The 20,741-nt window shown below is 68.0% G+C and carries 25 protein-coding genes; 13 read left to right on the top strand and 12 right to left on the bottom strand.

Annotated features, from left to right (window positions below):
* Nucleotides 1-17: 17 nt before the first annotated feature.
* Entirely contained in the window at nucleotides 18-1,043 is a 1,026-nt protein-coding gene (locus tag ASE67_RS06690; protein ID WP_055758182.1) for a glycosyltransferase family 2 protein, read from the bottom strand.
* A 99-nt stretch (nucleotides 1,044-1,142) separates the two neighbouring features.
* On the opposite strand from ASE67_RS06690, the gene ASE67_RS06685 reads away from it, so the two are divergent.
* On the top strand, nucleotides 1,143-1,484 hold the full coding sequence (locus ASE67_RS06685; RefSeq protein WP_055758179.1) for a hypothetical protein: 342 nt from the start codon (nucleotides 1,143-1,145) through the stop codon (nucleotides 1,482-1,484).
* 70 nt (nucleotides 1,485-1,554) lie between these two features.
* Nucleotides 1,555-2,214 (top strand): peptidoglycan-binding protein, encoded by a 660-nt coding sequence (locus ASE67_RS06680; RefSeq protein ID WP_055758176.1) that lies wholly within the window; start codon nucleotides 1,555-1,557, stop codon nucleotides 2,212-2,214.
* 22 nt (nucleotides 2,215-2,236) lie between these two features.
* Here the strand turns inward: ASE67_RS06680 and queG are convergent, their stop codons facing one another.
* Nucleotides 2,237-3,301: a tRNA epoxyqueuosine(34) reductase QueG gene (queG, locus tag ASE67_RS06675; RefSeq protein WP_055758173.1), complete on the bottom strand. Its 1,065-nt coding sequence runs from the start codon at nucleotides 3,299-3,301 to the stop codon at nucleotides 2,237-2,239.
* A gap of 60 nt (nucleotides 3,302-3,361) precedes the next feature.
* On the opposite strand from queG, the gene ASE67_RS06670 reads away from it, so the two are divergent.
* A complete protein-coding gene (locus tag ASE67_RS06670; protein ID WP_055758170.1) occupies nucleotides 3,362-4,297 on the top strand; it encodes an ABC transporter ATP-binding protein in 936 nt (311 codons plus the stop codon).
* Nucleotides 4,294-5,520 (top strand): ABC transporter permease, encoded by a 1,227-nt coding sequence (locus ASE67_RS06665; RefSeq protein WP_055758167.1) that lies wholly within the window; start codon nucleotides 4,294-4,296, stop codon nucleotides 5,518-5,520. Before ASE67_RS06670 ends, ASE67_RS06665 begins: the two co-directional genes overlap by 4 nt.
* 309 nt (nucleotides 5,521-5,829) lie before the next feature.
* Here the strand turns inward: ASE67_RS06665 and ASE67_RS06660 are convergent, their stop codons facing one another.
* Entirely contained in the window at nucleotides 5,830-6,552 is a 723-nt protein-coding gene (locus ASE67_RS06660; protein WP_055758164.1) for a class I SAM-dependent methyltransferase, read from the bottom strand.
* 1 nt (nucleotide 6,553) lies between these two features.
* A complete protein-coding gene (locus tag ASE67_RS06655) occupies nucleotides 6,554-6,973 on the bottom strand; it encodes a GtrA family protein (RefSeq protein WP_235511819.1) in 420 nt (139 codons plus the stop codon).
* Between the two features lie 105 nt (nucleotides 6,974-7,078).
* Between ASE67_RS06655 and ASE67_RS06650 the strand changes: the two genes are divergently transcribed.
* Entirely contained in the window at nucleotides 7,079-8,938 is a 1,860-nt protein-coding gene (locus ASE67_RS06650) for an AcrB/AcrD/AcrF family protein (RefSeq protein WP_235511818.1), read from the top strand.
* A gap of 135 nt (nucleotides 8,939-9,073) precedes the next feature.
* Here ASE67_RS06650 and ASE67_RS06645 read toward each other — a convergent pair whose 3' ends face one another.
* The 4 genes from ASE67_RS06645 to ASE67_RS06630 all read right to left on the bottom strand — a co-directional run bounded on the left by ASE67_RS06645 (nucleotide 9,074) and on the right by ASE67_RS06630 (nucleotide 11,821).
* Entirely contained in the window at nucleotides 9,074-9,367 is a 294-nt protein-coding gene (locus tag ASE67_RS06645; RefSeq protein ID WP_055758159.1) for a hypothetical protein, read from the bottom strand.
* Between the two features lie 123 nt (nucleotides 9,368-9,490).
* A complete protein-coding gene (locus tag ASE67_RS06640; RefSeq protein WP_055758154.1) occupies nucleotides 9,491-9,877 on the bottom strand; it encodes an acyl-CoA thioesterase in 387 nt (128 codons plus the stop codon).
* A 201-nt stretch (nucleotides 9,878-10,078) separates the two neighbouring features.
* Nucleotides 10,079-11,077, bottom strand: a complete 999-nt coding sequence (gene cobS / locus ASE67_RS06635; protein ID WP_055758151.1) for a cobaltochelatase subunit CobS — start codon at nucleotides 11,075-11,077, stop codon at nucleotides 10,079-10,081.
* Nucleotides 11,078-11,140: 63 nt separating this feature from the next.
* On the bottom strand, nucleotides 11,141-11,821 hold the full coding sequence (locus ASE67_RS06630) for a winged helix-turn-helix transcriptional regulator (protein ID WP_055758148.1): 681 nt from the start codon (nucleotides 11,819-11,821) through the stop codon (nucleotides 11,141-11,143).
* Between the two features lie 72 nt (nucleotides 11,822-11,893).
* On the opposite strand from ASE67_RS06630, the gene ASE67_RS06625 reads away from it, so the two are divergent.
* Genes ASE67_RS06625 through ASE67_RS06605 form a run of 4 tightly spaced genes read left to right on the top strand, consistent with a single transcriptional unit; the run spans nucleotide 11,894 to nucleotide 14,263 of the window.
* Nucleotides 11,894-12,319, top strand: a complete 426-nt coding sequence (locus ASE67_RS06625) for a VOC family protein (RefSeq protein ID WP_055758145.1) — start codon at nucleotides 11,894-11,896, stop codon at nucleotides 12,317-12,319.
* Nucleotides 12,316-13,041, top strand: a complete 726-nt coding sequence (locus ASE67_RS18840) for a DUF1428 domain-containing protein (protein WP_082456983.1) — start codon at nucleotides 12,316-12,318, stop codon at nucleotides 13,039-13,041. Before ASE67_RS06625 ends, ASE67_RS18840 begins: the two co-directional genes overlap by 4 nt.
* A complete protein-coding gene (locus tag ASE67_RS06610; RefSeq protein WP_055758142.1) occupies nucleotides 13,038-13,805 on the top strand; it encodes a VOC family protein in 768 nt (255 codons plus the stop codon). Before ASE67_RS18840 ends, ASE67_RS06610 begins: the two co-directional genes overlap by 4 nt.
* Nucleotides 13,802-14,263, top strand: coding sequence for an SRPBCC domain-containing protein (locus tag ASE67_RS06605; RefSeq protein WP_055758139.1), 462 nt, complete (start codon nucleotides 13,802-13,804; stop codon nucleotides 14,261-14,263). The genes ASE67_RS06610 and ASE67_RS06605 overlap by 4 nt, the downstream gene beginning before the upstream one ends.
* Before the next feature lie 175 nt (nucleotides 14,264-14,438).
* Here ASE67_RS06605 and ASE67_RS06600 read toward each other — a convergent pair whose 3' ends face one another.
* Entirely contained in the window at nucleotides 14,439-14,999 is a 561-nt protein-coding gene (locus tag ASE67_RS06600) for a J domain-containing protein (RefSeq protein ID WP_055758137.1), read from the bottom strand.
* A 90-nt stretch (nucleotides 15,000-15,089) separates the two neighbouring features.
* Between ASE67_RS06600 and ASE67_RS06595 the strand changes: the two genes are divergently transcribed.
* From ASE67_RS06595 to ASE67_RS06580, 4 genes are read left to right on the top strand one after another with little or no spacing between them, the layout of a single operon-like run.
* Complete coding sequence (locus ASE67_RS06595) at nucleotides 15,090-15,380, top strand: BolA family protein (RefSeq protein ID WP_055758134.1); 291 nt, start codon at nucleotides 15,090-15,092, stop codon at nucleotides 15,378-15,380.
* Nucleotides 15,377-16,081, top strand: coding sequence for a glutathione S-transferase (locus tag ASE67_RS06590; RefSeq protein WP_055758129.1), 705 nt, complete (start codon nucleotides 15,377-15,379; stop codon nucleotides 16,079-16,081). The genes ASE67_RS06595 and ASE67_RS06590 overlap by 4 nt, the downstream gene beginning before the upstream one ends.
* A complete protein-coding gene (locus ASE67_RS06585; RefSeq protein ID WP_055758126.1) occupies nucleotides 16,081-16,983 on the top strand; it encodes a pirin family protein in 903 nt (300 codons plus the stop codon). The genes ASE67_RS06590 and ASE67_RS06585 overlap by 1 nt, the downstream gene beginning before the upstream one ends.
* Nucleotides 16,980-17,858, top strand: coding sequence for an alpha/beta fold hydrolase (locus ASE67_RS06580; protein WP_055758123.1), 879 nt, complete (start codon nucleotides 16,980-16,982; stop codon nucleotides 17,856-17,858). Before ASE67_RS06585 ends, ASE67_RS06580 begins: the two co-directional genes overlap by 4 nt.
* Before the next feature lie 159 nt (nucleotides 17,859-18,017).
* Here the strand turns inward: ASE67_RS06580 and nusB are convergent, their stop codons facing one another.
* The 3 genes from nusB to hisG all read right to left on the bottom strand — a co-directional run bounded on the left by nusB (nucleotide 18,018) and on the right by hisG (nucleotide 20,705).
* A complete protein-coding gene (gene nusB, locus ASE67_RS06575; protein WP_055758120.1) occupies nucleotides 18,018-18,485 on the bottom strand; it encodes a transcription antitermination factor NusB in 468 nt (155 codons plus the stop codon).
* A 289-nt stretch (nucleotides 18,486-18,774) separates the two neighbouring features.
* A complete protein-coding gene (gene hisD, locus ASE67_RS06570; RefSeq protein WP_055758117.1) occupies nucleotides 18,775-20,058 on the bottom strand; it encodes a histidinol dehydrogenase in 1,284 nt (427 codons plus the stop codon).
* Entirely contained in the window at nucleotides 20,055-20,705 is a 651-nt protein-coding gene (gene hisG, locus ASE67_RS06565) for an ATP phosphoribosyltransferase (protein ID WP_055758115.1), read from the bottom strand. Before hisG ends, hisD begins: the two co-directional genes overlap by 4 nt.
* Between the last annotated feature and the right edge of the window lie 36 nt (nucleotides 20,706-20,741).

The following is a 20,741-nucleotide window of genomic DNA, read 5'->3' as shown; positions in this document are numbered from 1 at the left end:
ATATCAAAGCGGAGCCGTCACCCCTGATCGGCGATGTCGGGCAATACCGGCGACACGGTAACCTCGCCCCGATCCCCTGCACGATATCCCAAACTGGCCCGCCCCTTCACCGGCCCGGCGACGTCGGCGACCAGATACAATGGCCGCCGCTTCGATTCGACATACAGCCGTCCGAGATATTCGCCGATCATCCCCAGCACGAACATCTGCACCGCGCCCAGGAATACGACGACCAGCATCGTCGACGTCCATCCCTGTACCGCGCTGCCCGAAATCCACCCGATCGCGATATAGGCGAACAGCAGCAGCGAAAGCCCTGTCAGCACCAGCCCCATATGGCTGGCCAGCCGCAGCGGCGCGGTGGAGAAACCGGTCACCGCGTCCAGCGCAAAGCGGATCATCTTGCCCAGCGGATATTTGCTCTCGCCTGCCAGCCGCTCGTCGCGGTCATAGGGGAACGGCACCTGCCGGAACCCGACCCATGCCACCATGCCACGAATGAAGCGCGCCTGTTCGGGCAGCGACAAAAACGCATCGAGCGCCCGCCGGCTCATCAGCCGGAAATCGCCGGTGTCGAGCGGGATCGGCGTATCGGTCACCCGGTCGAGCACGCGATAGAAGGCGGCGGCGGTCAGCTTCTTGAAGAACGTCTCGCCCTCGCGCTTGCGCCGCACCGCATACACGACATCGGCGCCCTCCGACTCCATCGTCGCGATCATGTCGGCCAGCAATTCGGGCGGGTCTTGCAGGTCGGCATCGATGATGAGGATGCGTTCGCCCGCACACAGGTCGAGGCCCGCGGTCAGTGCCAGCTGATGTCCATGGTTGCGCGACAGGTTGATCGCGACCAGCCGGGGATCGGCCGCCGCCAGCCGCTCCATGACGGCCCAGCTCTGGTCGCGCGATCCGTCGTTCACCAGCACGATTTCGTGATCGTCGCCCACCACCGCGTGCGCCGCCGCCGAAATGCGGGCGTGCAGCACGTCGAGGCACGCGGCCTCGTTATAGCAAGGGACGACGATGGACAGCGCGGGACGGATCATGGGGCGTGGCGTTACCCCAAGCCGCGCGACAGGAAAAGCCGGATGGCGTGTTTCCGCGTCACCCGATAGGATCAACCATCCGCCCGAGGAGAAACGTCGATGCGTGCGATCCTGCTGATCCTGCCGCTGTTGCTGGCCACACCCGCCGCCGCGCAGATCTGGGACGGGGGTCGCAGCGCCATGCGCGAAATGCCCGCCCCGCCTGCCCCGGCGTTCGACAGTGGCGTCGGCGACGTCAACCGCGCGATCCGCGACGGGCGACGGCGCGGCGATCTCAGCCGGTCGGAAGTGCGCGCGCTCTATGCCGAAAGCGTGATGGTCGAACGCCTCGCGCGGCAGGCGCGCGGCGGCGGTCCCGCCTTTGCCGACACCGCCGCGATCGACCAGCGCGTGCGGGCGCTGCGCGAACAGGTCGCGGCGGCGCGCGCCCGGCCCCGCTGATCCCCGGCTTGCAATGTAGGATTTCGACCGCCAGCGTCCCCGCCCCCAGCAATGGAACGAGGAACGGGCGATGATCGAGGCGACGGTCGGTGAAGGCGGCGCGAACCGTGCGGACGATGTGCGCACGGTGCAGTGGCTGTTGCTGCGCGGCGGGATCGAGCCGGGCGGGATCGACGGCATCGCCGGCCCGCGCCTGATTGCGGCGATCCGCGTGGCGCAGGACCGCTTCGGCATCGAACCCGATGGCCGGATCGATCCCGGCGGCACGACGCTCACCCGGCTGCGCGCGGCCCCGGCGCGGTGGGACGGCGACAGCAGCAACTGGCCGCAGGAGCGCAAGCTCGCCAGCCTCCATCCCAAGTTCCGCCCGCGCGTCGTCGCGGTCATCGCCCGGCTGCGCGCCGAACGTTTTCGCCCGGCGATCGTCTATGGCTGGCGATCGGTTGCGGTGCAGGACCGCCTGTTCCGCGCCGGCTCCAGCAAGGTCCGCTTCAGCTTCCACAATGCCCAGACCCCCGACGGCCTGCCCGCCGCATGGGCTGCCGACCTGGTCGATGAACGCTGGTATTGGCGCGAACCCGACGCCCATGTGTTCTTCCGCGCGCTGGGCCGGGTGGCAAAGGCCGAGGGGCTGGTATGGGGCGGGGACTGGAAATTCCGCGACTGGGCGCATGTGCAGGGCCGGCCCAATGGCGACCTTGCCGCCGTCCGCCGGCAAAGCGGGGCGTGACGCCCGACCCGCCGATCCTGCGTCAGCCCGGTACGTCCCCCAGCTTCGCCAGCGCCCACGCCGCCGCCTCCGCCACCACCGGATCGGCATCACCGCACGCCGCGCGCACCGGCGGCACCAGCGCCGCATCGCCGCTGTTTCCCGCCGCGATCAGCGCGTTGCGGACCATCCGGTTGCGCCCGATCCGCTTGATCGGCGATCCGCGAAACACCTCGCGGAACGCGGCGTCGTCCAGCGCGATCAGGTCGGCGAGGCGCGGCGCGGCCAGTTCCGCCCGTGCCGCAAACGCCCGGTTCGCCGCCGCTGTTGCTGCAAACTTGTTCCACGGACACACCGCCAGGCAATCGTCGCAGCCATAGATGCGATTGCCGATCCCTTCGCGCAGGTCGTGCGGGATGGGTCCGGCATGTTCGATCGTCAGGTAGGAGATGCAGCGCCGCGCATCCAGCCGATAGGGTGCCGGAAACGCATCCGTCGGGCATGCCCGCTGGCACGCATCGCACGACCCGCACGTATCGCGCCCGGCCCGGTCGGGCGTCAGGTCCAGCGTGGTGTAGATCGCGCCGAGGAACAGCCAGCTGCCATGATCCCGGCTGACCAGATTGGTGTGCTTGCCCTGCCACCCCAGCCCCGCGGCTTCTGCCAGCGGCTTTTCCATCACCGGCGCGGTGTCGACGAATACCTTCAGGTCGCAGCCCGATTCCTGCGCCAGCCAGCGGCCCAGCCGTTTCAGCGCCTTCTTGACCACGTCATGATAATCACCACCCTGCGCATAGACCGAGATGCGCCCCCGGTCGCCCACCCCCTCCAGCGCCAGCGGATCGGCGGCCGGCGCATAACTCATGCCGAGCGCGATGATCGACCGCACCTCGCCCCACAGCCCGGCAGGCGACCCGCGCTGCTCGGCGCGCTCCTCCATCCAGATCATCGACCCGTGCCGACCCTCGTCCAGCCATTCGCGCAGCCGCGCGGCGGTGCGCGGTGCGGCGTCGGCGCGGGCGATGCCGCACGCGACGAAGCCGCATTCGGCCGCCTGCGTACGTATCCGCGCGACGATATCGGTCGGGATGGCCTTGTCTTGGATCACTTCCCCCCGCTACGCTTTTCCATGCGCACGCTAAAGAGCGTCGTTGAGGGGATCCAAGCGTTGCGTAACGATCATTCGGCCGGAAACGGCCTTGCCCTGCATGCGACCGGGCTGGTCAAGCGGTTCGGCGACCGGAGGGTGGTCGACGGCATCGACCTGTCGGTGCCGACCGGCGCGGTGTACGGCGTGCTTGGCCCCAATGGCGCGGGCAAGACGACGACGCTGCGCATGCTGCTCGGCATCATCGAACCCGATGAAGGCAGTCGTTCGCTGCTCGGCCACGCGTCCCCGCGCGACGCATCGGATCGCGTCGGCTACCTGCCCGAGGAACGCGGCCTGTATCCCGGCATGAAGGCGCGCGAGGCGATCGCCTTCATGGGCGCGCTGCGCGGCCTCGACTGGTCGGTCGGGCGCAAGCGGGCGGCGGCGATGCTCGAACAGGCGGGCTTGGGCCACGCAATCGATTCCAAGATCCGCAAGCTGTCGAAGGGCATGGCGCAGTTCGTCCAGCTGCTGGGCAGCGTCGTCCACCAGCCCGATTTCCTGGTCCTCGACGAACCCTTTTCCGGGCTTGATCCGGTCAACCAGGAACGGCTGGAGGCGCTGATCCGGGCCGAGCGCGACCGGGGGGCGACCATCCTGTTTTCGACCCATGTCATGGCCCATGCCGAACGGCTGTGCGACCGGCTGTGCGTCATCGCCGGCGGGCGTCGCCGGTTCGAAGGGACGGTGGACGATGCCCGCGCGCTGCTGCCGATGAAGGCGCATTATGTGCCGCACCACCCCGCCCCCGGTATCGCGGGCCTCCTGCCCGCCGATGCACAGGAGGATCGCGGCGGCTGGCGCTTTACGCTGCCTGCCGACGGGATAGAGGGGACGCTGGTGCGGTTGATCGACGCGGGCTATGGCATTTCGGGGCTGTCGATCGAGCGGCCGGGACTGCACGACGCGTTCGTCCGCATCGTCGGCGACGCCGCGCGGGAGGATGCGGCATGAGCGCGCCTGCCAAGCTGATCCGCCAGACGCTGACCATCGCCCGGCGCGATTTCACCGCGACGGTGATGACGCCGATGTTCCTGCTGTTCCTGCTCGCCCCGCTGCTCTTCATCGGCTTCGGCCTGATGGGCAGCCTGGGCGCGATGACCGTGGGCCAGGGCGCGGAGGGCAAGGAAAAGATCTACGCCATCGCCACGCCCGACGATGCCGCGCGGCTGCTGGCCGCCGATGCGCGGGTCCGGCCCGCCGTCGCGACCGATCGCGGCCTGCCGCCGCTCGCGACCATCGCGCCTGCCGCCGATCCCGCCGCACAGGCGCGCGCGTTGCTGTCGAACCCCGATATCGACGTGCCCTCGGTTCTCTACGGCCCGCTCGACCGGCCACAGCTGATCCATGCCAACCCCGCCTCGACCACCGTCAAATATCTGGCGGTACTGGCCGAACAGGCGCAGCGCGACCGGCGCACCGGCCTCAGCGGTGCGCCCCTGTCGCGCCCGACCTTCACCCGCGTCGCGCGCGACAGCACGTCGCTGGGCGAAAAGAGCGCGGCGGGCACCTTTGCCGTCGTCACGCTGTTCGTCGTCACGCTGATGCTGGCGGGACAGGCGGTCGGCACCATGGCGGAGGAACGCTCGAACAAGGTGATCGAGGTGCTGGCCGCCGCCGTGCCGCTGGAATCGGTGTTCCTCGGCAAGCTGATCGGCATGTTCGGCGTGGCGATCCTGTTCCTCGCCTTCTGGGTGGCGGTCGGAATCAATGTCGGCGCGCTGATCCCGCCCGATCTTGCCCAGGGGCTGTCGGGCATCGCCCCCGCGATCGGCTTTCCGGGGTTCGCGCTGCTCTACATCCTGTATTTCACGCTCGCCTATATGCTGCTGGGATCGGTGTTCCTGACCGTCGGCGCACAGGCATCGACCCCGCGCGAAATCCAGATGCTGTCGCTGCCGATCACGATCTTCCAGATGGCGATGTTCGGTTTCGCGCTGGCGGCGATCGGCCGCCCCGACAGCTGGATCGCGACCGCGGCCGAACTGTTCCCGTTCAGCTCCCCCTTCGCCATGGCCGGCCGCGCTGCGACCAGCGCCGCGATCTGGCCGCACGTCGCGGCACTAGCGTGGCAGTTGCTGTGGGTTGCGATCACCATCAGCGTCGGCGCACGGCTGTTCCGGCGCGGCGTGCTGCAATCGGCGGGTCCGAAGTGGAAATGGTTCAAGCGGGGGTAGCGCGCCCCTGCGACTGATCTTGCCCTGCGGCGTCGGCGTAGCTGACCCTTTGCCCATCACTCCGTGCTTGACCCAGGGTACCGCTTCTTTGGGCTGACTCGTTCGTCCTGAGTAGCCACTGAGCTTGTCGAAGGGGCGTATCGAAGGACCGTTTGAGCGGGTGCTTCGATACGGGTCTTCGACTTCGCTCAGCCCCTACTCAGCACGAACGGGCAGGCTTCATGTCGTCATGCTCCAGCAACCGCCGACGAAATGCCACCCCGGATCAAGTCCGGGGTGACGGTTATCGACGTGCTGCGGCCCGAAAGTCTACTTCGTCACCAACGTCACGATCGACAGCCCCGGCGGCATCGGGATACGGCCCAGCAGATGCCGCTCCAGCCGGAAGATCGCCTCGAACGCGGTGTTGAGCGGCTTGGGCGGGGGCGAATCGTCGCTGTCGTCCTTGCCGCGAATCTTGCCCGCGACCCGGGCCGCGACGGCGGCGGGAAACAGCAGCGAATTGAAATAGCGTAGGCCGTTATGCTTCAGGCCCGCGTCCGCGATCGCCTTGGCCAGCGTCGCCTTCGAATAGCGGCGGTGGTGGTGGTTCACGACGTCGTGCGCGCTCCACATCCACTGATGTGCCGGAACCGTGACCAGGATCTTGCCACCGGGTGCCAGACGGTCGGCCATGCCGCGGAACGTCGCCACATCGTCCTCGATATGCTCGACCACGTCCAGCACCGCGATCATGTCATACTGGCCGGTTACCCCGGCCAGTGTCGGCAGCGGAGCGGTGCCGACCGGCTTGCCCAGCCGTTCGCTCGCGATTTCACGCGCCGCCGGATCGATCTCGATCGCGTCGACGTCGCCAAACGCGCCCAGCATCGGCAGGTTGTGCCCGGTGCCGCAGCCGATCTCGAGGATGCGCGCGCCGGGCTTCAGCGCGGCATAGCGCTCGACATAATCGGCCAGAATCTCGCGGCGGGCCCGATACCACCAATGCGTCGAGTCGTGCGCCGCCATGCGGTCGTAAACGATGCGGTCCATCTTATCCGAATACCCATGAACGATTGAGCGCGAAGGTGGCGAACGGCGTCACCAGCACGGCGGGGATCAGCGGCGTCCAGTCGGCCAGCCCGGCCAGATCGACCATGCCGTAGGTGAAGAGGCCGTTCAGCACCATGCCGAACCCCTGCACCACCAGGAACTTGATCGGCTGTTCGGCACCCCCGGTGCGCGTGCCATGCCCCTGAAAGCTCCAGCGACCATGCGCCACCCAGCCAAAGGCGGCGGCGACGACGAACGCCGGAATGACCGCGACAAAGGCATAGCCGGCGGGCAGGACATGATAGACCAGCGGCAGGTACACCGCCGAATAAATCACCGTCGACAGCCCACCGACAATACCGAAGCGGATCAACTGCCCCAGCACCCCGTCCGCCATCAACCGTTCGATCCGCGCGATCACCCGCGTGCCACCCTTGTCCTTTGCGCGCCATCCGATACAGCGCGCGTGTTGCCACCATGGCAGGACAGCCGCCGTAGAATGCGTGGCGGCTTGGGGAAAGCGATTTTGACCGACACGCCCGCGCGCCTCACCGAACTCGACCGTCACTGGCGGCGCTGGCTGTTGCTGGCGTGGGTGGCGATCGCCGCCTGGTTCCTGTGGCAACGCTGGAATGCGGTGCACTGGCTGGCCCTGTCCGACACCGACGACAATATGCGGTTGATGCAGGTGCGGGCGTGGATGGGCGGCCAGGGCTGGTACGACCTGCGCCAGTACCGGCTGAACCCGCCCGGCGGCCTCGACATCCACTGGTCACGGCTGGTCGACCTGCCGATCGCCGGGCTGCTCCTGCTGTTCAAGCCGTTCGCCGGCCCGGTCTGGGCCGAGAAGCTGGCGGTCGGCATCGCCCCGCTGCTGCCGATGGGGGTCGCGATGGCGGCGCTGGCGGTGACGGCGCGGCGGCTGGTCGCGCCGGTCGCGTGGCCGCTCGCGGTGCTGTTCCTGCTCGGCTGTTCGTCGACGCTGCTGATGTTCATGCCCGAACGCATCGACCATCACGGGTGGCAGCTCGCCTGCCTCGCCTGGACCGTCGCCGGCCTTGCCGATCCGAAACAGACCCGTGGCGGATGGGTCGTCGGGCTGTCGTCGGCCTGCTCGCTGACCATCGGCCTCGAACTCCTCCCCTATTGCGCGATGGCCGGCGGGATCGTCGCCTTGCGCTGGGTCTGGGACCGGGCGGAAGCGCGGCGGCTGACCGTCTATGGCGCGACGCTGGCCGGGGCGAGCGCGATCGGCTTCGTCGCCTTTGCCTCCAACGCCAATTACGCGATGCGCTGCGACGCGCTGACCCCGGTGTGGCTGTCGGCGGTGGTCGCGGGCGGCGCATTCCTGGTGCTGCTGGCGTGGATCAGCCCCAGGGCGTGGGGCGTGCGGCTGGTCCTGACGCTGATCGCCGGCGGCGTGCTGGCGGGGGCGTTTGCGGTGCTGTTCCCGCAATGCCTTGGCCGGCCCGAAGGCGTGTCGGAGGAACTGGCACGCACCTGGCTGAACAATGTGCGCGAGGCGAAACCGCTCTACACCATGCCCGGCCGCACGATCCTGCTGATCGTGACCGGGCCGATCATCGGGCTGTTCGGCGCGATCCTCGCGACGTGGCGCGCGCGCCGGTCGGCCAATTTCGTCGGCTGGGCGGTGACGACGCTCTTCACCGCGTTCGCGGTGGCGATGCTGTTCTGGCAAATCCGTTCGGGTCCCGCCGCACAGCTGCTGGCGATTCCCGGCACGGTCGCGCTCGCCTGGGTCGTGATCCCGTGGCTCCTGTCGCGCAAGAACGCAGCGGTGCGGGTGCTGGGCACGGCGGGGCTGGTCTCGCTGCTCCTGCTCGGCAACCTTGCCGTCGATCAGGTCGGCAAGCTGTTGTCGAAGCTGCCCGACCGCGGCCTTGCCGCCCATGTCCGAATCAAGCCGCAGGACGCCCGGACGAAGCAGGTGCTGCGCGCCGGTGCCCGCTGCGCCAGCCTGCCCGCGCTACAGGCGCTGAACCGCATACCGGCAGCAGTGATGTTCACCCATGTCGACCTCGGCCCCCGCCTGATCGTCGCCACGCACCATGACGGCATCACCGGCCCGTACCACCGCAACGGCGACGCGATCCTCGACGTGCATCACGCGTTTCAGGGCGATCCGGAGAATTTCCGCACCATCGCCCGGCGGCATGGCGCAACCTATCTGCTGACCTGCCCCAACATGGCGGAGACGACGGTCTATCGCGCACGCTCGCCCGGCGGATTCTACGACCAGCTGGCGCATGGCAAGGTACCGGGCTGGCTGACGCCGGTGCCGCTGCCCAAGGGGTCGCCGCTGAAGCTGTGGCGGATCGACTATGCCGGGATGGCGGGCAAGCCGGTTCCGGCACCCCGGACCTGATCCGCGGTCCCGCTGCCCTCGCCATTCCCGCCTGCGCGGGTGCGACGGCATGACGGGTTCTTCTCGTGGCCCACGACGCAAAACGCCCGCCCCCTTGGCAGGGGACGGGCGCTGCGACCAAGCGGCGGATCGGGTTTAGCGCGCCGCGACCAGCGCCGCGCTCGGCAGCGGCTTGGCGATGCGGAAGCGCACCGAGCGGCCACCGACGTCACCGGTTACGGTGCGGTCGCGCACGACCAGGCGGAACGGCTCGCCGGTCGACTTGACGGTGCCCGACAGCACGGTGTCGCCCTTGTCGGTGACGGTGCGGTTGTAATCGAACTTGTACCCGTCACGCTCGATCTCGTTGGCCGAGGCGAGGGTCGGGATCAGCATGCCCGCAACGACGAGGGCAACGCGAAAGGCGGCGGCGGCGGCAAGGCTGCGCATGGGTCTGTCTCCGGTCGGTTGGGGGTCGACGCTCGGGCGTCGTTCGTTGACCGGAGAAATGCGTTGTGCAGTGCAATATCGCAACTGCACAGGTTTTCAGCGCAATTGCAGAAAACGAAATCGTTATTCGGGCAGGAAGCGATGCACCACGTCGCGCGCCAGCCGCGCGGGCCGTTTCGTGATCGCATCCAGCGAACACCACGTGCTCTGCACCTCCGCCAGTACCTCTTCGCCCCGTTTGATAAGCGTCGAGAAATAGGCGCGCACGCCCTCCACCCGTTCGGCCACGACCGTCGCGACGATCGGATCGTCGAGGAACGCGGGCCGGCGATACGTGATCTCGTGCTTCAGCGCGACCCACAGGTGCTTGGCGACCGCATCGGCCGGGGCCACCCGCTCCCAATAGGCGACGACCGCGTCCTGCACCCATGACAGGTACACCGCATTGTTGACGTGCCCCATATGGTCGATGTCGCCGGGCGCGACGGCGAGCGGATGCTGGTGAGCCATGAAATTGGGATGGGGCTTGCTGACAGGGGAGTCAATGCGAGTCGCGGTGGGGCGAGGGGTTGGTCCGGCATGGCGCGTGCCTTCCCCGCAAACACCGTATCCCCGCGCAGGCGGGGATCCAGGGCGGCATACGCTGCCGTTGTTTGGCTTAACTCTGGATCCCCGCCTGCGCGGGGATACGGCGTTATTGCGCCGCCAGCGTTACGCCTTCCCGACCACGCTCTCCGGCAAATCCTTGCCGAACACCCGCTGGTAATATTCGGCGACCAGCGCGCGCTCGGCCTCGTCGCACTTGTTCAGGAACGACAGGCGGAACGCAAAGCCGACATCGCCGAAGATCAGCGCATTCTGCGCCCAGGTAATGACCGTCCGCGGCGACATGACCGTCGAGATATCACCGTTAACGAACCCGCGCCGGGTCATATCGGCGACGCGCACCATCTTCTCGACCGCTTCCTTGCCGCCCACCTTGTCATATTCGCCCGACTTGGCGAGCACGATCCGCGCTTCGGTCGCGGCCGGCAGGTAGTTCAGCGTAACGACGATGTTCCAGCGGTCCATCTGCCCCTGGTTGATCTGCTGCGTGCCATGATACAGCCCCGACGTATCGCCAAGGCCCACCGTATTGGCGGTCGCGAACAGCCGGAAATAGGGGTTCGGCCGGATCACCCGATTCTGGTCGAGCAGGGTCAGCTTGCCCTCGGTCTCCAGCACGCGCTGGATCACGAACATCACGTCGGGGCGGCCGGCGTCATATTCGTCGAACACCAGCGCGGTCGGCGTCTGCAATGCCCAGGGGAGCAGCCCTTCCTTGAACTCGGTGATCTGCTGCCCGTCCTTCAACACGATCGCGTCGCGCCCGATCAGGTCGATCCGGCTGATATGCGCGTCGAGGTTGATGCGGATGCACGGCCAGTTGAGGCGCGCCGCGACCTGTTCGATATGGGTCGACTTGCCGGTGCCGTGATAGCCCTGCACCATCACCCGGCGATTGTGGGCAAAGCCCGCGAGGATCGCCAGCGTCGTGTCGGGATCGAACACATAGGCCGGATCGGCATCGGGCACGCGTTCGTCGGCGACCGAGAAGGCGGGGACTTCCAGGTCGCTGTCGATGCCGAACATGTCCCGCACCTTCACCATCCGGTCGGGTGCGCTCAGGATCGTGGTCTCGGACGGCTGGGGCAGGGTATCGGTGGTCATGCGGGCCTTTCGCGTGGGCGCGAAGCAATGCGCCGCGGCGGTCTTTAGGACGAAGCGGGCCGCCTACTCAACCTTGCGCGGCAGTTGGAACAGCGTGACGAACCGTTCGGCGATGGCACGGTTCCCGGTCAGCGCGATTGCCCCTTCGTCCAGTGCGATGCCCAGCGGCTTGCGCCCGAAGATTACCGGCAGGAACGCCGGCGGCGGCCCGGCCAAGGTCGCGTCGACGTCCGCCACCTCCCCGCGCACCACCGCCAGCGTCCCCGCCGTCAGCGTCGCGGCATAGCGATCGTCGCCCAGCCGGAACGCGACTCGGGCGCGCACCTCCCCTGCCCGCTCGGGCACCAGCAGCATCTTCAGCGACAGCATCAGCGACACCGCCGAAAACGGCAGCGTCGGGTCGTGCGTCGGCGACCGCAGCGCCCATTTCGCCAGCGCGAGCACCACCGGCTCCGCCTCATGGCCCCAGCGGGTCAGCGCATAGACCTGCGCATTGGCGGGCGGCGGCAGGCGGTGGCGCTCGACGATCCCCGCCGCCTCCAGCCCGGCTAGCCGCTGCGTCAGGACGTTCGCACTGATCCCCGGCAATCCGCCGCGCAATTCGCCGAACCGGCGCGGCCCCAGCAACAGCTCGCGGATCAGCAACAGCGCCCAGCGTTCGCCGACATATTCCATGCCCAGCGCCGCGCCACAGGCATCGTCGTAGCGCCGCTTTTCCAAACTAGTTACTTTTTCTAACTCCATCGTTGCGTTCGCTTACTCCGAAGCGCATCCAATACAAACAGCGATTCGTGTGAACCTGGGGGAGAGGGTGCCATGCCGAAGATGATTTTCGTGAACCTGGCGGTCGCCGACGTGGCGGCTGCGACCCGGTTCTACGAAGCGATCGGTTTCGTGAAGAACGAACAATTCTCGAACGCGCGCGGGTCGGGGATGAACTGGTCCGACACGATCCACGTCATGCTGCTCGACCGCGATTTCTACGCGACCTTCACGCCCAAGCGGATCATCGATGCGAAGATCGAGAGCGGCGTACTGCTGGCGCTGTCGTTCGACGACCGGGCCGGCGTCGATGCCATCACCGATGCCGCACTGGCGGCGGGCGGGCGCGAACTGCACGACCCGCAAGACGAAGGGTATATGTACAGCCGCGCGTTCGAGGATCTCGACGGTCATGGCTGGGGCCCGTTCACCATGGACATGGCCGCGATGCAGGCGGCGCATGCGGGAGATGCGGCATGACCTATATCGATGGGTTCGTGACCCCGGTGCCACGGGGCAACCGCGCCGCCTATGAAGCGCATGTCGCAAAAGCGGCAGCGATCTTTGCCGATCTGGGCGCGACGCGGATGGTCGAATGCCGGGGCGACGACGTGCCGGTCGGTGAGCATACCGACTTCGCGCGATCGGTCGCGCTGGCGGACGACGAGGATGTGTTGTTCAGCTGGATCGAATATCCCGACCGGGCGACCCGCGACGCGGTGGGTGCGGCGATGATGGCCGATCCGCGCATGGCCGACCTCGACATGCCGTTCGATGGCAAGCGGATGATCTATGGCGGGTTCGACGGCGCGATGGTGGCGGGCGAGGACGCGACGCCGGGCTATGTCGATGGCTGCCTGACCCCGGTCGCCGCCGCCGATCGCGACGCCTATCTCGCTTTCGCCGCCGAATCGGCACAGGTGTTCCGCGACCATGGCGCGCTGCGCATCGTGGAGGGCTGGGGCGACGATGTGCCGCCCGGCACCCACACCGACTATGCCCGCGCCGTCGCCCTGCAAGAAGGTGAGGTCGCCTGCTATTCGTGGATCGAATGGCCGTCGAAGGACGCCCGCGACGCCGGATGGCAGGCGGTGATGGCCGACCCGCGCATGGCCGACCGCGCACTGCCCTTCGACGGCAGGCGCATGGTCTATGGCGGGTTCGTGCCGATCTTCGACCGCCGCTTCGGAGCAGAGGCATGAACCGGCAGGGCGATTTCATCTGGTACGAACTGCTGACCCGCGACCTCGACGCGGCGGCGGCCTTTTACGGCGACGTCATCGGCTGGACCGTGCAGGATTCGGGCATGCCGGGCATGGACTATCGCCTATTCGTCGCCCCCGACGGCGCGATGGTCGGCGGGCTGATGGCGATGCCGGCAGGCATGCCCGCGCCGACTTGGCTCGGCTATGTCGCGGTCGATGACGTCGATGCGACCGCCGCCGATTATGTCGCGGCGGGCGGCACGCAGCACATGCCGCCGACGACCATGCCCGGCGTCGGCCGCATGGCGATGCTGACCGATCCGCAAAACGCGGCACTCTACATCATGCGCAGCGAAAGCACGGAGACCAACACCGTGTTCCAGGCCGCCGATCAAGCCACGCCGGGGCATTTCGTCTGGAACCAGCTGACCGCCGCCGACCCCGATGCCGCCATCGCCTTCTACGTCGATCGATTCGGCTGGCGACAGGAAGGATCGATGCCGATGGGGGCATGGGGCGACTACAAGTTCCTGCTAAGCGGCGACGTTGCCATCGGCGCGGCGATGGGCATGGTGCCGGGTGGGGAAGCCGGCTGGCAATTCTACACCCATGTCGCCGATATCGACGCCGCCGCCGCGCGGATCGTGGACGGGGGCGGTCAGGTGCTGCAGGGACCCGACCAAATCCCCGGCGGCAGCTTTTCGGTCGTCGCCGTCGATCCTATGGGTACCCGCTTCGGCCTGACAGGAGCGCGCGCATGACCCCCGAACACGAAATCGCCATCGAACGGCGCATTCCCGCCCCCGTCGACACGGTGTGGCGCGCGTGGACCGAGCATCTGCCGAAATGGTGGGCACCGCGGCCATGGACGACCGAGTTGCTCGGCCTCGATCTCCATCCCGGCGGCCGCTTCGCCACCACGATGCGCGGCCCCGGCGGGGAAGCGATGACCGGCGAGGGCGTGATCCTCGACGTGGCGGACCGCCAGCGGATCGTCTTCACCAACGCCTTCGCGCCCGGCTGGCTACCGCAGCCGCAGCGGCTGGCCTTTGTCGGTTTCTTCACCTTCGATGCGGATGGCGACGGCGCGACGCTCTACCGCGCCGCCGCCCGCCACTGGGACGAGGAGACGGCGAAGATGCACGCGGAAATGGGGTTCGAAGGCGGCTGGGCGATGGTCGCGCAGCAGTTAGAGGCGGTGGCGCTGGGGCTGGATTGAGCCACCCTTTCTACCACCCCGCATCTCACCTCACCCACCCCGTTCGGTTCGAGCAGCTTCGAGCCTGTCGAGAAGCGTCCGTCGAGAACACGCCGTTTGGGGCACCCCCTTCTCGACTACGGTTCTCGACAAGCTCGAACCTGCGCTCGAAGCAAACGGGGGGCGTCAGGTTAGCTCACGCAAACGCCACCGCCCCCTTCAGCTGCTGATACGCCGCGATCACCTTCTGCAACGCCGCCTCATGGCTGCGATCGCCGCCGTTGCGATCCGGGTGGTACAGCCGCACCAGCTCCGAATAGCGTTTGCGCAAACCCGTCCGGTCGACATCGACCGCCAGCCCCATGACCTTCAGCGCCGACCGATCCGCCGGGCTAAGCGGCCGCCCGTCCTGCCGCTCGGCCCGTGCCTCGCGTGCCGTGCGGAACTTCGCCCCGATCGCGTCAAGGGGATCGGCGAAATCGGCCCAGGCCGGCCCCGGATCGGTCCCCGCCCGTGCAAAGGCGCGCGTCTCGCGCTCCCACCCGGCATAGGGCCGCTGGGCATCGTGGATTTCCTCCGCCGTCATGCCTGCGAAGTAGTTATACCCGGCGTTGAACGCGCGGATATGGTCGAGGCAGAACCAGCGATAGGCGCTCGGCCGGTCGCCCCCCTGCGGCGCACCCTCCAGCGGCGGCGCACGGAATTCGCCCGATTCCGGACAGCCCGGCACTTCACAGGGGCGGCCATTCGCCTCCATCCGCCCATGAAACCGGGCATTGGGACGATCCTTGGATAATCTCTCGCGCAGCCCGCGACTCCCTTTGGCAAAACGCGTTATATAGGTCGGATGACCGACACCGCCACCATGCCCCTCGCCGACCTGATCGCCGCCCGCCTGCAGGACGCCCTGTCCCCGGCACGGCTGACCGTGACCAACGACAGCCATCATCACGCCGGCCATATGGGCGACGATGGCACCGGCGAAACCCATTTCTCGGTAGCGATCGTCGCCGACGCCTTCACCGGCCAGTCGCGCGTCGCGCGGCAGCGGCTGGTGAACCATGCGCTCGCCGATCTGCTTGCGACCCGCATTCACGCGCTGGCGATCCGCGCCCGCGCACCCGGAGAGGCTGATTGACCTACGACCTGTGGTATTGGCCGACGATCCAGGGGCGCGGCGAATTCGTCCGCCTGCCGATGGAAGCGGCGGGCATCGACTATCGCGACCGCGCCCGGCAGGACGGGGTGGCGGCCATGCAGCACCAGTTGCAGCGCAGCCCCCGCGCACCGCTCGCCCCGCCCTTTCTCGACCTCGACGGCATCCGCATCGCGCAGGTCGCCAACATCCTGCAGCATCTGGGCGAACGCCACGGCCTCGCCCTCTCCAGCATCCGCGACCGGCAATGGGCAAACCAGTGGCAGCTGACCATCGCCGACCTGGTGAGCGAGGTGCACGCCGTCCACCACCCGGTCGCAACCGGCGCCTATTATGCCGAGCAACGTCCGGAAGCGGCGCGCGCGGCACAGCAGTTCCTGAGCGAACGCCTGCCCAAATATCTGCGCTATTTCAACGGGCTGATCGGCGAACATAGCGGCCCGTGGGCGATCGACCATCGCTGGACCTATGTCGACACCTCGCTGTTCCAGCTGGTCGAGGGGCTGCGCTATGCCTTTCCCCGGCGGATGGCGACGCTGGAGCGCGACCTCGCCCGTCTGATCGCGATCCACGACCAGGTGGCGAAGCTGCCCGGCATCGCCGCCTATCTTGCCAGCGACCGCCGGATTGCGTTCAATACCGACGACATTTTCCGCCATTACCCCGAACTGGACGCCGACTGATGGAAAACGACCGCTTCTTCCTGCAGACGATCCAGCCGGTCACCCACGATCTGGGCGGGTTCAAGGTTCATCGCACCCTGCCGACCCGCACCCGGACCATGGTCGGCCCGTTCATCTTCTTCGACCAGATGGGCCCGGCCGAACTCGACCCCGGACAGGGGATCGACGTGCGCCCGCACCCGCACATCAACCTCGCCACCGTCACCTATCTGTTCGGCGGGGCGATCGACCATCGCGATTCGCTTGGCACCCATGCCCGGATCGAACCCGGCGCGGTCAACCTGATGACCGCAGGCCACGGCATCGTCCATTCCGAACGCTCGCCTGCCGACGAACGCGCCGGCGGGCCGCTTCTGTCGGGTATCCAGACATGGCTGGCGGTGCCCGAGGATCGCGAAGAGATGGACCCGGCGTTCGAACATGTCGAAGCGGCCCGGCTGCCGGTCGTCTCGGCCAGCGGCGCGACCGCCCGCGTCGTCATGGGCGACCTGTGGGGCGTCTCCGCCCCCACCACCCAGTACGCCGCGACCATCTATGCCGATATCGTGCTGGAGGCGAACGGCGCGATCCCCATCGATGCCGGTGCCGACGAACGCGCGCTCTATTTGACGCATGGCGACGCCGCGCTGGACGGCGTGGCGCTCGAACCGATGACGCTCTACGTCCTGCGCCCCGGCATCGCCGCGACGCTGCGCTCCTCGGGCGGCGCGCGGGTGATGCTGTGCGGCGGCGAAGCGTTCACGACGCCGCGCTATGTCTGGTGGAATTTCGTCTCGTCGCGCCGCGACCGGATCGACCAGGCGAAGCAGGACTGGAAAGCGGGCAATTTCCCCAAGGTGCCGGGCGATTCGCAGGAATTCATCCCGATCCCCGAAGTGCCCAAGACGGTCAGCTATCCATGAGCGACCTGACCCGCATCGCACTGTCGACCGGCGTTGCGCTCGACGTCGCGGTGGCGGGCGATCCGGTCGATCCGGCGATGATCTTCCTCCACGGCTTTCCCGAATCGCACCGGACGTGGCGGCACCAGCTGCCCGAATTCGCACGTGACCATTATGTCGTCGCCCCCGACCAGCGCGGCTTTGCCGGGTCGGACAAGCCGCCTTCGGTCGCGGACTATGCCCCCGCCCGGCCGGTCGCCGACCTGATCGCGCTGGCCGATGCGATGGGGATCGGGCGCTTCACGCTGGTCGGCCATGACTGGGGCGGCGCGATCGCGTGGATGGCGGCGCTGAACCATCCCGACCGGATCGAGCGGCTCGTCATCCTGAACGCGCCGCATCCGCTGGTCTTCCAACGCTCGCTATTCGACGATCCGGCCCAGCGCGCCGCCAGCCAGTACATGACCCGCTTCCGCGACACGACGCTGGACCAGGGGCTCACCGAAGCGGGACTGGAGCATTTCTTCACGACCGGCTTCGCGAAGTTCGTGACTCACCCGATCGCCGACGCGGCCAAGGCGGCGTACCTCGCCGAATGGCGCCATCCCGGCGCGATGACCGCGATGCTCAACTGGTACCGCGCATCGCAGATCATCGTCCCCGCGATGGACGAGACGCCCGCACGCCCGGCATGGCTCGACGGCCCCTTCCCGCCGGTGACGCAACCGACGCTGGTGGTATGGGGAACGCAGGACCACGCCCTGCTGCCGGTGCAACTGGCGGGGCTCGACGCCTATGTCCCCGACCTGACGGTGGTGCGGGTCGAGGCGGGGCATTTCGTGCCGTGGGAGGCACCAGAGGCGGTGAACGCTGCGATCCGGGGGTGGTTGGCCTAACAGGACCTTACCTCACCCCGTTCGGTTCGAGCAGCTTCGAGCCTGTCGAGAAGCGTCCGTCGAGAACACGCCGTTTGGGGCAACCCCTTCTCGACTACGGTTCTCGACAAGCTCGAACCTCCGCTCGAAGCAAACGGAGGGGATAGGAGTGGGAAGGGCCTAGACCCGAACCTGCTTGGCCACCGAATCGAGCAGCCCGTTCACGAACCCCTTCTCGCGCCGGTCGTAGAACGCATCGGCGACGTCCAGATATTCGCTGATGACCGCCGCCACCGGCACATCCGCCCGCGCCAGCAACTCATACGTCCCGGCGCGCAGAATCTGCCGCATCGGCTTGTCCAGCCGTTCGATCGACCAGCCGCTCGACAGCTTGGTCGAAATCAGCGCGTCGATCTCTTCGCGGCGGGCATCGACGCCCTTGACCACATCGTCGAAGAAATGAACGTCGGCCTCGGCATATTCGACGTCTTCGATCGTCGCGCCCAGCCGGTGCTGGTGGAATTCATGGAGCAGCGCCGGGATCGGCGTCGCTTCCATCTCATGCTGGTACAGCGCCTGGACGGCGGCCAACCGGGCAGCGGCGCGCGCCTGACGGGCACCGCGCGGACGGGAATTCTTGCTGGTCATAAGCGCCGCCCCATAGCGCCACCTTGCCCCCGAAGTCGAGGGGGCGGTTTCCTACATGTGCCGCCCATGCCAGCATGCCCCAACGCTCTTTGCACCGTCCGCTTTTAAATTGCACCGTCCGCTTTTAAACCGTTCGCCGCCACCGCGCCCGCGCTCCACCCGGCGCGCAACTTGCGCACGAGTGTGAACTTAGTGAACTTTGGCCCGCCAGGACACACCCGTCCCCCCGCACAGGCGGGGGGCCAGAGCCAAACAGGACCGTCGCAAGTTGGGCCCTGGAACCCAACGATTACAGTCGTATAGCCACCGACCGCGCATGCGCCGGCAGCCCCTCTGCCCCGGCCAGCGTCACCGCCGCCGGCCCGATCTTCGCCAGCGCGGCGGCATCCAGCCCCAGGAAGCTGGTCCGCTTCATATAGTCCAGCACCGACAGCCCCGACGCGAACCGCGCCCGCCGCCCGGTCGGCAGCACATGGTTCGGCCCCGCGACATAATCGCCGACCGCTTCCGGCGTATAGCGCCCCAGGAACACCGACCCGGCATGGCGCACCGCCTTGAACAACGGCTCGGGGTCGCCGACCGCCAGCTCCAAATGCTCCGGCGCCAGCCGGTCGACCAGCGGCATCGCATCGCCGAGCGTCGGCACGATCACGATCGCCCCGTTCGCATCCCAGCTCGCCCGCGCGACCTGTCCGGTCGCCAGTTCGGCGATCTGCCGGTCGACCGCCGCCGCCACCTCATCGGCAAAGCCCGCATCGTCGGTGAACAGGATCGACTGGCTGGTCGGGTCATGCTCGGCCTGGCTCAGCAGGTCGGCGGCGATCCATTCCGGGTCGTTCTGCCCGTCGGCGACCACCACGATTTCGGACGGCCCGGCGACCATGTCGATGCCAACCACACCGTATAGCTGCCGCTTGGCCTCGGCGACCCACGCATTGCCCGGCCCCGTGACCACATCGACCGGCTTGATCCGGTCGGTACCATAAGCGAGCGCGGCGACGGCCTGCGCCCCGCCGATCCGCCACACCTCGTCCACGCCCGCCAGCGCGGCGGCGGCGAGAACCAGCGGGTTCACCTCGCCCTTCGGCGTCGGCGTGACCATCACAATCCGCTCGACGCCGGCGACTTTGGCCGGCACCACGTTCATCAGCACCGACGACGGATAGGCCGCGCGTCCGCCGGGCACATAGACCCCCGCCGCCTCGACCGCGCTCCACCGCGCGCCCAGCCGCACGCCATCGGCGTCCACCGCGTCGCGATCCTCGGGCCGCTGCTTCGCGTGATACGCCGCAATCCGGTCGTGCGCCAATTCCAGCGCCGCGCGCAGTTCGGGATCGATGCCCGCCAGCGCCGCATCGCACGTCGCCCGCTCGATCCGCCAGCCGGTCGTATCCGGATCGTGCCCGTCGAACTTCTCGGTAAACGCCCGCACCGCCGCATCGCCATCGTCGCGCACCGCGCGCAGGATCGCGGTCACGTCGCGCGCCACGTCGCTGTCCGCCTCGCGCCTGGCATCGACCAGCGCCGCGAAGTCGGCGGCGAAGCCCGCCGCGCTGGCGTCCAGCCGGATCATGCCGCCACCGCCCGGCGGAACGCATCGACCAGCGGCACGACCTGTTCCCGCGTCTTGAACGCCGCACGGTTGACGACCAGCCGCGACGTCACCTCGGCAATGGTTTCGACTTCCACTAGCCCATTCTCCTTCAGCGTGCGACCCGACGACACCAGGTCGACGATGCGCGGGGCGAGGCCCAGCACCGGGGCCAGCTCCATCGCGCCGTTCAGCTTGACGCATTCCGCCTGAACGCCCCGCGCGGCGAAGTGGCGCTGGGTCGTGTGCGGGTATTTGGTGGCGATCCGCACATGGCTCCACCCGCGCGGATCGTCGGTGGCGGCCATGCCGGCGGGTTCCGCGACCGAGATGCGGCAATGCCCGATCTTTAGGTCGACCGGCGCATACAGCTCCGAATAGTCGAACTCGGCCAGCACGTCCGACCCGACGATGCCCAGCTGCGCCGCGCCATGCGCCACGAACGTCGCGACGTCGAACGCGCGCACCCGGATCAGGTCGATGTCCGCGCGGTCGGTCCTGAACCGCAACGCCCGGCTGTCGGGATCGCGGAACGCCGCTTCGGGCACGATGCCGGCGCGGGCGAGCAGCGGCATGGCTTCGTCGAGGATACGCCCCTTGGGCACGGCGATGATGATGGGATCGGTCATGGGCAGGCCGGGCTTTACTTGGGGCGCACGGCGGGC

The sequence above is a fragment of the Sphingomonas sp. Leaf23 genome (assembly GCF_001421585.1).
Taxonomy (GTDB): Bacteria; Pseudomonadota; Alphaproteobacteria; order Sphingomonadales; family Sphingomonadaceae; genus Sphingomonas.
The sequence above is the reverse complement of the archived record's forward strand: the minus strand, read 5'-3'. Positions and strand labels throughout refer to the sequence as shown.